The sequence below is a fragment of the Streptomyces coffeae genome (genome assembly GCF_016741875.1).
GTDB classification, from domain to species: domain Bacteria; phylum Actinomycetota; class Actinomycetes; order Streptomycetales; family Streptomycetaceae; genus Streptomyces; species Streptomyces coffeae.
The window spans coordinates 21,259-34,391 of record NZ_JAERRF010000006.1 but is presented as its reverse complement, the minus strand read 5'-3'; the positions used below and the strand labels follow the sequence as shown (position 1 = coordinate 34,391).

Sequence of the window (13,133 nt, the reverse complement as noted above, 5' to 3'; positions counted from 1 at the left end):
GGATGTGTGCGATCGCCGTCCGGCTCGGCGGTCCGGCCGGGCGGAGCTTGGATGTCATCAGGCCAGAGCCTCATGGGCGTAGCACCATCGCCACTCCTCCCCCGGCTCCATGGGCTCCACGATGGGGTGCTGTTCGGCGTAGGCGTGCGCGCGGGCGTGTTTCAGCGGTGAGGAGTCGCAGCAGCCGACGTGTCCGCAGGTGAGGCAGAGCCGCAGATGGACCCAGGGGGAGCCCATGCGCAGGCATTCCTCGCATCCTTCGGGGGTGCGCGGGGTGACCTCGCGCACCATGCTCAGATGTGGATCGGGTTCGATGGCCATGGTGCGTTCACCTCTTCTGGCAGTCCAGCAGGCCGGTCATCACCAGGTCGACCCAGGCGCGCAGGGTTGCCGCGGGGGCCGCGCCCGCGCGGCGGGCGACCGTCTCGCCCCGGTCGAGGATCAGCTGGGTCGGCACGGCCTGGATGCCGAACCGCTCGGCGAGTCGTGGGTTGCGGTCGAGGTCGACCCTGACGAGTTTGATGGTTCCGGCGCGTTCCCGGGCGACTTGTTCCAGTGCGGGGCTGGATATCCGGCAGGGTCCGCACCAGGCGGCCCAGAAGTCCACCACGACCAGTGGGGCGGCATGCTCGGCGACATCGGCGAAGGTGCTGTCACCCGCGTCGGCGATCCACGGCAGAGGCTCCTGGCAGTGGCCGCAGCGCGGGCGCCCCTCGGCCACGGCGGGCACCTGGTCGACGTGTCCGCAGTGGGCGCAGGTCACGGTCCGGGACGACATGGCTCTCACGCGGCCTTCCCCGCTCCCGCGGTCTCGGGCTGCTCGTAGGTGACCACGAGTTCACTGGCCGAGCGCCGGATCACCGTCGAACTGGTGCGCAACTCGTCGGACTGGAGCTCCACGATGCGTTCGATCTGGGGTTCACCGAGCGGTTTGAAGAGCACGATGTCGTCGACCCGGTTGAGGAACTCGGGGCGGAAGTGGGCGCGCAGTTCGCTCATGACCAGGCTGCGGGCGTCCGGTTTGAGCTCTCCCTGGGAGGTGACGCCGTCCAGGAGGTGTTCGGAGCCGATGTTGGAGGTCATGATGATCACGGTGTTGCGGAAGTCGGCCAGACGCCCCTGGGCGTCGGTGATCCGCCCGTCGTCGAGCACCTGCAAGAGCGTGTTGAACACATCGGTGTGCGCCTTCTCGATCTCGTCGGCGCTCGCGCCCCGCGAGACACCGAGGACGTCGTACAAGTCCCGTGCCACGGCCGGTCACTCCCGTCTGGCCACGACCACGGCCACCGGGCGGAGCTGGTGGCCCGCGTCCCCGTAGCCGGGGCGGAGGACCTCGACCACCGTGCCCGGTTCGGCGTCGGGGTCCTCCACCACGCTGACCACCTCGTGCCGGGTCGGGTCGAACGGCACCCCGGTCTCGGAGTGGCGTTCGTAGCCGAGGTGAGCGAAGGCGTCCACGGCCTGGTCGCGCACGGCCTTGACGCCTTGCACGATCGCCCCGGGGGCGGCCTCGGCATGGGCCAGGGCGAGTTCGAGGTTGTCGATGACGGGCAGCAGGGCCGCGGCCGTACGGGCGCGCTCCGCGGCCCGCTCCCGTTCCAGCTCCCGGGCATGGCGCTTGCGGAGGTTGTCCAGGTCGGCCAGGGCGCGCCGCCAGCGGTCCGCCATCTCGGCCAGGGCCCGTGCGGTGTCGTCCTGCTCGCCTCCGTCCGGACCTGCGGCCGCGTCCGGGCCGGGCTCCGGCGGCGGCTCCGCCCGCTCCCGCTCCTCGGGGGCCGGCAGCTCCTGCGCAGGGTCCGGCACGGCGCCCTCGGGCACCGGATCCGGCCGCTGTGGGCGGGTGGACATGGGGCACCGCCTCAGCCCTTGTCGAACTCGGCGTCGATGATGTCGTCGTCGCCCGCACCGGCCGTGCCCGGTCCGGTGTCCCGCGCTCCGGCGGTACCGGCGCCGCCCGCGGCACCACCGGCCGCCGCCGCGACGTGGGAGGCGAGTCCGGCGTGGATCTGCTGGAGCTCGGAGATCAGCGGCCTGGTCCGGTCGATCCCCGCCTCGTCCTTGACGGCCTGGCGGGCCTCGGACACCAGCAGCTCGGCGCGCGCCTTCTCGTGGGAGGGCGCCGATGCGCCCAGCTCGGTCAGCCGCTTCTCGACCTGGTAGGCGGTGGCGTCCAGCTCGTTGCGGACGTCCACGGCCTCGCGCAGCGCCTGGTCCTCGCCGCGGTTGCGCTCGGCCTCGGAGACCATCCGCTCCACCTCGCTGCGGTCCAGGTTGGAGCTCTCGGTGATCTGGATGGACTGCTCCTTGCCGGTGTCCCGGTCCCGTGCGGTGACATGGAGGATGCCGTTGGCGTCGATGTCGAAGATGACCTCGATCTGCGGTTCGCCGCGCGGCGCCGGACGGATGTCGGTCAGCTGGAAGCGGCCGAGCACCCGGTTGTCGGCGGCCCGCTCACGCTCGCCCTGAAGGACCACGACGTCGACGGCGGGCTGATGATCCTCGGCGGTGGAGAAGGTCTCGGTCCGGCGCACCGGGATGGTGGTGTTCCGCTCGATGATCTTCGTCATCACACCGCGGCGGGTCTCCACACCCAGCGACAGCGGGGTGACATCCAGCAACAGGACGTCTTTAACCTCGCCCTTGAGCACCCCGGCCTGGATCGCGGCGCCCAGCGCCACCACCTCGTCGGGGTTGACGCTCGTATGGGGCTCCTTGCCGCCGGTCAGCCGACGGACCAGGGCCTGCACGGCAGGGATCCGGGTGGAGCCGCCGACCAGGATCACCTCGTCGATGTCGTTCTCGCTCACCTTGGCGTCGGCCATGGCCTGCTCGACCGGGCCGAGGCAGCGCTCCACCAGATCGGCGGTGAGCTGGTCGAAGGTGGACCGCATCACCGACTGCGTCAGATGTTTCGGGCCGGAGGCGTCGGCGGTGATGAACGGCAGGTTGACCTGGGTCCGGTCGACATCATCGCCGCCCAGGTGGCCGTCGCCCGCGGTGGAGCGCACCTCCACCACTCCGTCCCCGACGTCGAGGATGGACACGTCGAAGGTGCCACCGCCGAGGTCGAAGACGAGTACGGTCTCGTGTTCCTTCTTGTCCATGCCGTACGCGAGGGCGGTGTCGCCCACCGTGGAGCGCGCGACACCGCCCTCGCCCTCGACGACGTCGTAGGCGACCGCCCTGACCTCGTCGGGGATCTCGTCGTACATCCGGCCGATGAACCGCTTGGCCGAGGAGAGGGTGCCCTTGGGATCGAGGATCGCCTGGCGCCGGGCCGGCCGGCCCACCAGGCGCTCACCGCTGTCGGTGAACGCCACGACGGAGGGGGTGGTGCGACTGCCTTCGGCGTTGGTGACGGCCGAGGCTTCACCGCCCTCCCACACAGCGATCACCGAGTTGGTGGTGCCCAGGTCGATTCCCACTGCCTTGGCCATGGCCACTCCTTCCAAGGCGCCAGCGGTCACCCGGCCCGGTGTGGGCGACGAATCCGGGCAGGACTCGCCTGAAAGACCTACACCTTCACCGTCGCAAGGCCCGGGCCCGGTGTGCCTGCGCCTGCGGGGTCGAATCTCGGCGCCCGTGTCCTCCCGGGAGGACACACGGCAGGACGTGGCACCATGATCGCTCCTGTGGGGTGCAGACCCCCGGGGCGGCGCACACGCGAACGCGCTGTCCGCGCAGCCGCACACGCCTCGCCCGTCAGGAACCGGGCCGATGCCATGCGACCATCAAGATCGTGGCGTCGTCGGTGAGTTCGTCGTGCTGGTGGTCCAGGACGGCGTGGATGAGCAGCCGCAGCACGCCTCGTACACATACCGGGTCTCCCCCGCCAGCCCCACGGGCAGGCCGAGCGGTGGCTCCGCGGTCCGCTCCAGCGCGTGGTCCAAGCCCCTGGGCTCCGGCCGGGAAGGCGCCGAAGGCGGCCGACGGGGCCGGCGAGTGCCCGAAGCACGGCCGGGTCGGTAGCCTGGATGAAGGATCGAGAGACGGTCTCTCCACTTCAACGCGCTGGGACCCCGACCATGACCGCCACGCCGGGCGGGAGCGCTCCGTCCCGCCCGGACACCTGGGGCCGGGAGCACGTGGCCAATCTGTACAGCCTGTCCGTGCTCTCGATGATCATGAATGCCCGGGAGGACGAGGAGGAGATCCTGCGGCTGGCGATGACCTCCGTGGGAGCACTCGGCCCCTGCCGGGCCGAGGCGGGTGTCGCCGTCCTCGGTGAGGCTCCCGTGTATCCGTCACCCGACGGCCACGGCGTGGACGGACTCGCCGATCAACTGCGCCTCCTGTGCGGCCGGGAAGGGCAGGTCCGGGTGCCGGGCCGGGAGTGGGGCCGGGCGGTCCCCCTCCAGCACACCCGAGGCGGCGCCGGTGGCTATCTGGTGGTCAGCGCCACCGCTCCCCCGGGCGACGGCGACGTCTTCCTGATCCATGTCCTGGCGCAGCAGACGGCGGCGGCGCTGGCGCTCGCCGGGGCACGGCGGCTGGACCGCGATCGCGCCCGTGAACTGCGGCAGCTGAACGAGGACCGGGCGGCCGTGAACACCCGGCTGGCCACCTCCGTCGCCACACTGGAGCATCAGCGCAGTGTCCATGAGGTGCTCGCCCAGGCCGCGGCCGCCGGTGGCGGCGTGGCGGGCATCGCCACGGCCGTGCACCGTCTCACCAGCCGCCCCGTCGCCGTCGAGGACCGCTTCGGCAACCTCCGGGCCTGGGCAGGACCCGAGCGCCCCACCCGCTATCCGAAACCGGACGCGACCCGGCACGAGGAGCTTCTCCAGGAAGCGGCCCGCCGGGCGCATCCGGTGCGGGTGGGCAAGCGGCTGATCGCCCCGGCCACCCACCGCGGTGAGGTGCTCGGCGCCCTGGCCCTGATCGACCCGGACGGAAGCGCCGGGGACGACGAGGTCTTCGTCCTCGACCACGCCTGCGCCACACTCGCCGTGGAGCTGGCCCATGTGCGCAGCCTCGCCGAGGTCGAGCTGCGGCTGCGCCGTGAGCTGGTGGACGACCTGATCACCGGTACCGACGACGAGAGCGCCTACGCGCGGGCCGCCGCGGTGGGCCACGATCTGCACGGCGCACACCATCTCGCCGTGGCGCAGTGGTCGGACCGAGTGGCCGACGACACGTTCATGCAGGCGGTCGGCCGGGCGGCCGCGGGGCTGCGGACCCGGTCACTGGTGGCCAGACGGCCGGGCATGGCGGTGCTGGTGTGCGAGGGGCCACCGCGCGGGAACGCGCTGTACCAGGCACTTGTCCGTGAACTGGGTTCCCCCGACGGCGCGATCGGCGTCAGCGGTCGCTGTGACACCCCGGGCGGGATACCGCGCGCGCACCGGGAGGCTCTGCGCGCCCTGGAGGTACGCAGGCGGTCCCGCACTCCGCACGGCGCCACCACCTTCGACGACCTGGGCCTGTACCGGCTGCTCGGACCGGGCAGCGACCACCGGGAGATCCAGCGGTTCGTCCGGGTGTGGCTGGGCCCGCTGCTGGACTACGACGCCGCGCACCACGCGGATCTGACGCAGACCCTCTCCCAGTACTTCGAGTGCGGTGGCAACTACGACGCCACGGCCGCCGCCCTGGGGATCCACCGCAGCACCCTGCGCTACCGGCTCCGGCGGATCCGTGATGTCAGCGGCAGCGATCTCGCGAACGTCGACAACCGATTGAATCTGCACGTCGCCACCCGGGTGTGGAAGGTTCTGGACGGAGCGTCCTGAACGGAGAGGATCGATGGCTCAGCACACGGCGGCAACCGGCCCGGAGACCGCGGTCTCCTGGGACGGGACCCCTGTCGCTCCGGGCGACCATCTGTGCGCGCTGTACCGGGGACCGGCCGAACGGGACGAGCTGATCCGCCCGTTCCTCTCCGACGGTCTGCGTGCCGGGCACATCTGTCTGCTGCTGGCCGCGCCGGACGACGCCGCGTCGTTCCGCGAGACACTGGCCGGGGACGAGGCGCCCTCCGGTGACGGCCCCTCCGGCCGCCTCCAGATCCAGGTGCCGCAGGACGGGTATCTGGAGGACGGGGCTTTCGACGGCGATCGGATGCTGCGTCAGATGGCCGACTGGTCCGCCGAGATGTTCCGCGGATGCGACGGCGCCGTGGCCCGTCTGGCCGCCGATATGAGCTGGGCCGGGCCGCTGCTCCGGCCCGCGTTCACCCGCGGACTGATCCGGTACGAGATGCGGGTGGCCCCGTGGCTGAGGTCGTATCCCCAAGTGGGCGTCTGCATGTACGACTTGGACGTGTTCGGCGGCGACCTGATCATCCCGCTGGTCAAGGCCCACGCGAAGATCTGGGTCGGTGGCAGGCTGGTGGAGAACCCCTACCATCTCGTCGGCTGACCCCGTTGCGACACAGGGGTGCCACACCTGGGTGGCCGCGCCGCCCGGCCCGGGGACACACGGTGAACACCCGGCCGGGCATGCATCGTGTGCGGTGCTGAGGGCTCCCGTCCTGCCCTCAGCGCCAGTTCTGCCGGTTCCGCCCGTTGCACGGGAGGCCACGGGTTCCGAACTCATGACTCTTCGGATCCCGGCCATCCCGCGTGGCGCGCTAGCGCGAGCCATACGGGAGCAGGGCTATTTCCCGGGCGTTCTTGATGGCGCGGGCGATCTGCCGCTGCTGCTGACGTGTCACATGGGTCACCCGACGGCTGCGGATCTTGCCGCGGTCGGAGATGAACTTCCGCAGCAGATCGGTGCTCTTGTAGTCGACGTAGGTGATACCGGCGGCGTCCAGCGGATTGACGGGGGGGCGCTTGGCGCCACGGCGGGTGGCGGTGCTGGTGCGGCGGGTCATGAGCGGGTCCTTTCGGCAGGGGCTGTGGAGCCTGTGGAATCCGTGGTGGCCACAGCATACATAGCATTGGTTTTCATTTTCACTTAGCTGCTACGGTGCTGCCGTACCGACCGCCCACGAGGAACGGGAGGGCCATGTCCGCCCACTGCCAACTCACCGGCCGCCGCCCCGGCTTCGGCCATCACATCTCCCATTCGCACCGCCGCAGCCCGCGCCGGTTCGACCCCAACATCCAGCGCAAGCGCTACTGGCTGCCGAGCGAGGGGCGCCACATCCGGCTGACCCTCAGCACCAAGGGGATCAAGACCGTGGACACCATCGGCATCGAGGCCGCGGTGACCCGGATCCGCGCCCGGGGAGGGAAGGTCTGATGGCCAAGAAGAGCAAGATCGCCAGGAATGAGCAGCGACGTCTGATCGTCGCCCGCTACGCCAAGCGCCGCGCGGAGCTGAAGGCGGTCATCGCCGACTCCCGCACCTCCGACGAGGAGCGCGCCTCCGCACAGCGGGAGCTGCGCCGGCAGCCACGCGACGCCAGCGCCACCCGCGTACGCAACCGTGACTCCGTGGACGGGCGACCCCGCGGCCATCTGCGCGCGTTCGGCCTGTCCCGTATCCGGATGCGCGAGATGGCCCATGCGGGCGAACTCCCCGGCGTGACCAAGAGCAGCTGGTAGCCCGCTCCTGGCGCCACGGGACGTCCGGGCGGGGCGCTGGGTCAGCTCCCCGTCCGCGTGGCCACCACGTCGTTGTACGGGTCCTTGGGCTCGGGAACGCGCCTGACGGCGGTGGCGTCCAGGGCCGGGCTCGCGCCGGCCGTACCGGTCCTTCCGCTGGGATGCCAGGTGCCGGTCACGGTCACCCAGGTGTCGGGGCGCGGGGCGGTGGCCCCGTGCACCCGCACCTTGCGCACCTGCGCGTCGGCCGCGCAGCAGCTGATGGCCAGGCGGCTGACGTACCAGGCGCCCCGGTGTCCGGGCGTCACAAAACCGGTCAGCCGCACGGTGCGGCCCTTGAGTGTGCCGCCGGTGTCCCAGACCGCGCGGGAGCTGAAGTCGTTCAGCGACATCGGTACCACACCCCCGCCCGGCAGGGGCGGGAAGAGGCTGTCGCCGGCGGCGGCCTTCGGAGCCTTCGGGGCCTCGGTGTTGTCCCTGGAGGCGGTGTACGAGCCGAGGGCGGGCGGCGCCAGGAACAGAAGGGTCAGCGCCGGTACGTACAGCAGCCATGCGATCCGCGGCCCCCCGCCGCCGTGCCCGTGGCCGTGACCGGAGTGGCCGTCGTTGCGTCCGGTGCGCGCACGGTCGAAGGGAAAGCCGTCACGGGCGGCGCTGACCGCGCCGAGCACGAGCAGCAGCACACCGGAGGCGATGAGCGCGGGCCGCAACCCGGGACGGACGTAACGCAGATACAGATCGGTCAGCAGGGCGATGTGCAGCAGGCCGACCCCGAGGAACAGGAGCAGCAGCACCTGGATGTTGCGCTTCACAGCAGCCACCACCCCACCAACGCGCTGCACAGCACCGCCACGACCCAGGTGGCCGACGAGAAGCGCAGTGCGAAGGCCCGCCCGAACGTGCCCGACTGGAGCGCGATGAGTTTCAGGTCCACCATGGGCCCGACCACCATGAAGGTGAGCCGGGCGGTGGGCGAGAAGCCGGTGAGCGAGGCGGCGACAAACGCGTCGGCCTCGGAGCACACCGCGAGCACCACCGCGAGCAGCGCCGCCAACAGCACCGACAGCCACGGGGAGTCGGAGAACAGGCGCAGGACGGAGTGCGGCACCGCCACATTGAACGTGGCCGCGGCCGCCGCACCGAGCACCAGAAAGCCTCCCGCGTGGAGGAAGTCGTGCTGGAGCGAGACCCGGAACTCCTCGGCGCGGTTCGCGCCCGGCGTGTGTCCGGCGGGCCCGTTCGGCAGCCGGAGCCATTCGGCACGGCCCGCCCTCAGCCACAGCCAGCCCATGGCCACGGAGGTGAGCAGCGAGGCGATGAGGCGTGCGGCGACCATCCCGGGATTGCCGGGGAAGGCCACATGGGTGGCGACCAGGACGATGGGGTTGATGGCCGGGGCGGACAGCAGAAAGGCCAGCGCCGCGGCCGGGGTGACACCCCGTCGCATCAGACTGCCCGCCACCGGCACCGAAGCACATTCGCACCCGGGCAGCACCGCCCCGGCGGCACCCGCCACCGGCACGGCCAGTGCGGGGTTGCGCGGCAGCACCCGGGTGAAAACCCACGCCGGGACGAACGCGCTGATCGCGGCCGACACCAGAGTGCCCAGCAGAAGGAACGGCACCCCCTGGACGACGATCGCGGTGAACACCGTCCGCCAGGCCGCCACCGCCCGATGGTCCAGTCCGCTGGAGATCTCCGGCCCCAGCACGATCGCGACAACTCCCAGCACCGCCACCGGAAGTCCCGCGATCAGGACGTGTGACGTGACACCTGCGACCGCGCCCGCGGCGGCCCCGGTCGCACCGTCGGCGCCATCGGCAATAGTGCCGCGCTCGTGCGGTGAGATCGCTGTGCCGGTATCGCCGTCCGTCATGTCTCCCCTCCCCCGGCCCCGCACCACCCCGTGGTCGAGAGCTCACCCTAGCGCATGGATGTCATTTTCATCTGTCCGTTGCCACCACGCCATAGCCCCCCTTATCGATAATGAAAACCAATGCCATATAGTGGAGCCATGGCACGCAATGAACTCCGGCCGGTGATCAAGCTGCGCTCCACCGCGGGCACCGGCTACACCTACGTCACCCGCAAGAACCGCAGGAACGATCCCGACCGCCTGACGCTGCGCAAGTACGACCCGGTCGTCGGCCGCCACGTCGACTTCCGCGAAGAACGCTGACCACTCCCCCGCCGCACTGAAGGGATCCGCCATGAAACCCGGCATCCACCCCGCCTACGGTCCCGTCGTCTTCCGCGACCGGGCCGCCGACTACGCCTTCCTCACCCGCTCCACCATGACGAGCGAGCAGACCGTCGAATGGGAGGACGGAAACACCTACCCGGTCGTCGACGTCGAGATCTCCTCCGCCGGCCACCCCTTCTACACCGGGACGGCACGGGTGTTGGACACCGCCGGACGCGTCGAGCGGTTCGAGCGCCGCTACGGCCTGCGCGGGGCGAAGTGATGCCGGAGAAGGCCACTCTGCCCGTGGTGATCGTCGCGGGGCTGCACCGCGACGCCCGCCGGACCGTGGTGGACGGCCTGCTGCACACCGTCCCCGGCAGTGTCGCGCTCCACCACGACCTGGCCACCGCCCCCGACGGCACGGTGCGGCGCAGTGTCCGTGACGTGTCCGGCGAGCTGTCCATCGGGGAGGCGCCGCTCGTCAACGACTGCGCCTGCTGTGCGCTGCGGGAAGACCTCGTCCCCGAGCTGGAGCGGCTGGCGGACGGAGGTCTGGTCCGGCTCGCTGTCGTGGAGTTGTGGGACTCGGTCGAGCCCCGGGCCATGGCGGAGGTGGTCGCCGCGCACGGCGGCGAGTCGCTCGCCGTCGGCAATGTACTGACGGCCGTCGATCCCGCGCTGGTGCTGCCCTGTCTGGCCAACGGAGACGACCTGGCCGAGGCCGGTCTCGCCGCGGCGGCCACCGATCAGCGCACCGTCGGTGACACCTTCGCCCGGCAGCTGGAGTACGCCGCCGTCCTGGCCCTCATCGACAGCGAGGACGCGGACGACGAGGACCGCGCCCTGCTCCGGCAGTTGCACCCCACCGCCCGGCAACTTCCCGTCTCCTCCCCGGAGCTGGCGCGGACCGCGTTCGCGGGATTCGATGTGGCGGCGGCCGCCGCGGCCCAGCATCCGGCGTGTGCCCTCCTGCCCCAGGAGGCCGACGAGGCGGGGGTCAGCACGGTGGTGTGGCGCCACCGCCGCCCGTTCCACCCCGGCCGTCTGCACCAGGCACTGGAGGATCTGACGTGCGCGGCCGCCCGCAGCCGGGGCCGCTTCTACCTCGCCGATCGGCCGGACACCCTGCTCTCCTGGGACGCGGCCGGCGGAGCCCTGTGTGTGGAGGGTGCGGGCCCGTGGCTGGCGGCCCTCCCCGACGCGGCCTGGGAGATGGTGCCGCCGGTGCGGCGGGCCGCCGCCGCGCTGGACTGGCATGCCGAACACGGAGACCGCTGTCAGCATCTGGTGTTCGTCTCACCCGGCCTGGACCGCGACGGACTGCTGCGGCTGCTCGAGTCGTGTCTGCTCACCGAGCAGGAGTACGCCGCGGGACGGGAGGCGTGGCGCCACCTGTCCCATGCGTTCGACGAACTCCTCGATCCGGTCGTCTGACGTTTCGTCCGGTGGCCGTGGCTACGGGTTCTCCTGGAGGGTGAGCCCGTAGTAGTCGACGCGGTAGTCCCCGACCCGCTGCGCATGGTCCGTCAGACTCAGGTCCTTCGGGGAGGCGACGCCCAGGCCGCGCAGGGTGTCGACGATCATTCGGGCCAGTGCGCGGCCGTCCACCTCGCCGATGCCGAAGTCCCCCGAGTGGTACGGGCAGTCGAGCCAGTGGTCCAGGGCCGCCGGGCGGGTGGCGGCCGGGATCCAGCCGAAGGAGGTCGGATCGGTGGGATCGGTGTCGAGCGGCTCGGGATCGTAGACGATCTCCAGCCGCTCGGCGCAGCTGAGGTGGAACAGGACCGGGCCGTAGGTGCCGGGCACCAACGCATGGATGCCCAGGTCGAGTTCGATGCCCAGGGCGGTGGTCTCGGCGGGGAGGGTGGTGAGGAAGTCGCCCAGCGCACTGGCGAAGACGTCCCAGTCGTCGGTGCGCCAGCGGCCCGGGATACCGAGGCCCGCGTTGGCCGGGTCGCGGCGGGTGCCGAAGAACCCGCCGATGGCGTAGTGCTCGCCGTGGCCCTGCCGCCAGAACCAGTTCTCCACCGGATCGGTGGGCTGGAGCAGCAGCTCCGGGCCGTGCTCACCGGCGTGCAGCTCCACGGTGTCCTCGCGGCCGCGCCAGCGGAGGAACGGACTGCCCCACAGTGGGGTGGAGTCGTAGAAGGGCCCGGGGTCGCCGTAGACACCCATGATGGGAGCGGGCCCGAACTCCTTCGTCAGGATCTCGGCCGCCTCGCGGAAGGCGGCCGCCTTCGCCGCCGCCCCGCCTTCCGGCACCGCGACGGGCACATACAGCCCGATGTATTCCTGGCCGCCGTGGACGAAGTCCTCCTCAAAGCGGCCGACCGAGCGCAGCCGGGGTTCGGCGGCACCTTCCCGCCCCTGGCCGATTTCCTCGGCCAGCGCCCTGAGCGCCGAACCGCTCCAGCCGTCGGCCTCCGCCCCCTTGAGCCGCCGCGCCAGATCCACCAGGCGTGCCTCGTCCAACGACCCCGTCATTCCGAACTCCCCGCTCCGTGCTGTGATGTGCTGCGTGGTGCTGATGCAGCAGACGATGCCATACGGCACCGACAGCGCCGCACGGGCGTAGGGCCCCACAGAACGCACGGCACGACCGCGCAGCGCACATCAGCGCGTCGACGGCGTCCCGGCAAAGAGGGACCCTAGATCCGGCCCGGCGTCGGCGAGTCGAGGGTGTCCGCGATGGGGCCCGAGACGGGGGCGCCGTCCGGGGCCAGGATCTGGGCCACCGCGGCGCCCGCCGTACGGTGCCAGACGGCACCGCGCCACAGCATGGCGTGGCCGCCTCCCGTGATGAACAGGGTTCCGGCGCGGGCGCCGTCCTCGCGGGCGCGGCGGACCAGATCGACCGAAGCCTGCGGATCGGTCGTACGGTCCCGGTCACCGTGCAGGACCACCACGGTGCTGCCGCGCAGCTGCGCCACCGGCTCACCGTCCGGACACCACGGAGCCAGCGCCACGACCCCCCGCACCCGCGGGTCTGCGGCGGCGCGCAGGGCGGCCCGCCCGCCCATGGAGTGTCCGATGAGCACCACCGGCACCTCACCGGCGCGCCGCGCCAGCTCGGCCAGCGCCCGTTCGGTGTCCCGCAGGGGATCGGCGAGGGTGTCGTTCCAGCCCTGGAAGCGGTAGCGGACGGTGCCGACGAACAGCCGCCGGTCCGGGAGGGCCCGGTCCACCGCCCGCGGGAAGGGGCGCATCCGGACCGCCGCCGGCTGCCAGGGGCGGGTGGGCTGCCGCCCGTACTCACGGCCGCCGTGCAGCATCAGCACGGCGGCGTCCGCGCCCGCGGGGTCGCTGACGATGCGCAGGGCGGACCCGCCCGGTGACGGCACTCCCGTGGCACGTGGTGCGCCGTCGTCCGTCGGCCGCTGTGATTGTCCTCGCATCGCGTACCTCCTGGTGGCGGGGGTGGGGGCACCCCGCCGATGCCGGTTATTGTCCCAGGT

General features: G+C 71.7%; 16 protein-coding genes and 1 pseudogene. 7 read left to right on the top strand and 10 right to left on the bottom strand.

Annotated features, from left to right (window positions below; all coding sequences use genetic code 11):
- Positions 1-57 precede the first annotated feature (57 nt).
- The 5 genes and pseudogenes from JK363_RS11575 to JK363_RS11555 all read right to left on the bottom strand — a co-directional run bounded on the left by JK363_RS11575 (position 58) and on the right by JK363_RS11555 (position 3,437).
- Positions 58-321, bottom strand: a complete 264-nt coding sequence (locus tag JK363_RS11575; RefSeq protein WP_201874507.1) for a UBP-type zinc finger domain-containing protein — start codon at positions 319-321, stop codon at positions 58-60.
- 7 nt (positions 322-328) lie between these two features.
- The gene (locus JK363_RS11570; RefSeq protein WP_201875040.1) at positions 329-778 is read right to left on the bottom strand and encodes a thioredoxin family protein; all 450 of its coding nucleotides are present in this window, start codon (positions 776-778) and stop codon (positions 329-331) included.
- A gap of 112 nt (positions 779-890) precedes the next feature.
- Positions 891-1,200: pseudogene (locus JK363_RS11565) on the bottom strand (AAA family ATPase); the annotation flags it as partial.
- A gap of 57 nt (positions 1,201-1,257) precedes the next feature.
- Positions 1,258-1,848 (bottom strand): nucleotide exchange factor GrpE, encoded by a 591-nt coding sequence (locus JK363_RS11560; RefSeq protein WP_201874506.1) that lies wholly within the window; start codon positions 1,846-1,848, stop codon positions 1,258-1,260.
- A gap of 11 nt (positions 1,849-1,859) precedes the next feature.
- Positions 1,860-3,437: an Hsp70 family protein gene (locus tag JK363_RS11555; protein ID WP_201874505.1), complete on the bottom strand. Its 1,578-nt coding sequence runs from the start codon at positions 3,435-3,437 to the stop codon at positions 1,860-1,862.
- Positions 3,438-4,025: 588 nt separating this feature from the next.
- Between JK363_RS11555 and JK363_RS11550 the strand changes: the two genes are divergently transcribed.
- Both JK363_RS11550 and JK363_RS11545 read left to right on the top strand, forming a co-directional pair.
- Positions 4,026-5,732, top strand: coding sequence for a PucR family transcriptional regulator (locus JK363_RS11550; RefSeq protein ID WP_201874504.1), 1,707 nt, complete (start codon positions 4,026-4,028; stop codon positions 5,730-5,732).
- A 13-nt stretch (positions 5,733-5,745) separates the two neighbouring features.
- On the top strand, positions 5,746-6,360 hold the full coding sequence (locus JK363_RS11545) for an MEDS domain-containing protein (RefSeq protein WP_201874503.1): 615 nt from the start codon (positions 5,746-5,748) through the stop codon (positions 6,358-6,360).
- A 211-nt stretch (positions 6,361-6,571) separates the two neighbouring features.
- Here the strand turns inward: JK363_RS11545 and rpsR are convergent, their stop codons facing one another.
- Positions 6,572-6,817, bottom strand: coding sequence for a 30S ribosomal protein S18 (rpsR, locus tag JK363_RS11540; protein WP_201874502.1), 246 nt, complete (start codon positions 6,815-6,817; stop codon positions 6,572-6,574).
- 134 nt (positions 6,818-6,951) lie between these two features.
- Between rpsR and rpmB the strand changes: the two genes are divergently transcribed.
- Together rpmB and rpsN are read left to right on the top strand one after the other, a co-directional pair.
- Positions 6,952-7,188, top strand: coding sequence for a 50S ribosomal protein L28 (gene rpmB / locus JK363_RS11535; protein ID WP_201874500.1), 237 nt, complete (start codon positions 6,952-6,954; stop codon positions 7,186-7,188).
- Positions 7,188-7,493, top strand: coding sequence for a 30S ribosomal protein S14 (rpsN, locus tag JK363_RS11530; RefSeq protein ID WP_201874498.1), 306 nt, complete (start codon positions 7,188-7,190; stop codon positions 7,491-7,493). The genes rpmB and rpsN overlap by 1 nt, the downstream gene beginning before the upstream one ends.
- A 41-nt stretch (positions 7,494-7,534) precedes the next feature.
- Here rpsN and JK363_RS11525 read toward each other — a convergent pair whose 3' ends face one another.
- Positions 7,535-8,305 (bottom strand): TIGR03943 family putative permease subunit, encoded by a 771-nt coding sequence (locus JK363_RS11525; protein WP_201874496.1) that lies wholly within the window; start codon positions 8,303-8,305, stop codon positions 7,535-7,537.
- Positions 8,302-9,369: a permease gene (locus tag JK363_RS11520; protein ID WP_236075694.1), complete on the bottom strand. Its 1,068-nt coding sequence runs from the start codon at positions 9,367-9,369 to the stop codon at positions 8,302-8,304. Before JK363_RS11520 ends, JK363_RS11525 begins: the two co-directional genes overlap by 4 nt.
- 138 nt (positions 9,370-9,507) lie before the next feature.
- Between JK363_RS11520 and rpmG the strand changes: the two genes are divergently transcribed.
- Genes rpmG through JK363_RS11505 form a run of 3 tightly spaced genes read left to right on the top strand, consistent with a single transcriptional unit; the run spans position 9,508 to position 11,112 of the window.
- Positions 9,508-9,672 (top strand): 50S ribosomal protein L33, encoded by a 165-nt coding sequence (rpmG, locus tag JK363_RS11515; RefSeq protein ID WP_009192555.1) that lies wholly within the window; start codon positions 9,508-9,510, stop codon positions 9,670-9,672.
- A gap of 31 nt (positions 9,673-9,703) precedes the next feature.
- Positions 9,704-9,958, top strand: coding sequence for a type B 50S ribosomal protein L31 (locus JK363_RS11510; protein ID WP_201874494.1), 255 nt, complete (start codon positions 9,704-9,706; stop codon positions 9,956-9,958).
- On the top strand, positions 9,958-11,112 hold the full coding sequence (locus JK363_RS11505) for a GTP-binding protein (protein ID WP_201874492.1): 1,155 nt from the start codon (positions 9,958-9,960) through the stop codon (positions 11,110-11,112). Before JK363_RS11510 ends, JK363_RS11505 begins: the two co-directional genes overlap by 1 nt.
- 21 nt (positions 11,113-11,133) lie before the next feature.
- On the opposite strand, the gene JK363_RS11500 is transcribed toward JK363_RS11505, so the two are convergent.
- On the bottom strand, positions 11,134-12,270 hold the full coding sequence (locus tag JK363_RS11500) for a hypothetical protein (RefSeq protein ID WP_307821688.1): 1,137 nt from the start codon (positions 12,268-12,270) through the stop codon (positions 11,134-11,136).
- Between the two features lie 56 nt (positions 12,271-12,326).
- Positions 12,327-13,073, bottom strand: a complete 747-nt coding sequence (locus JK363_RS11495) for an alpha/beta hydrolase (protein WP_201874490.1) — start codon at positions 13,071-13,073, stop codon at positions 12,327-12,329.
- Between the last annotated feature and the right edge of the window lie 60 nt (positions 13,074-13,133).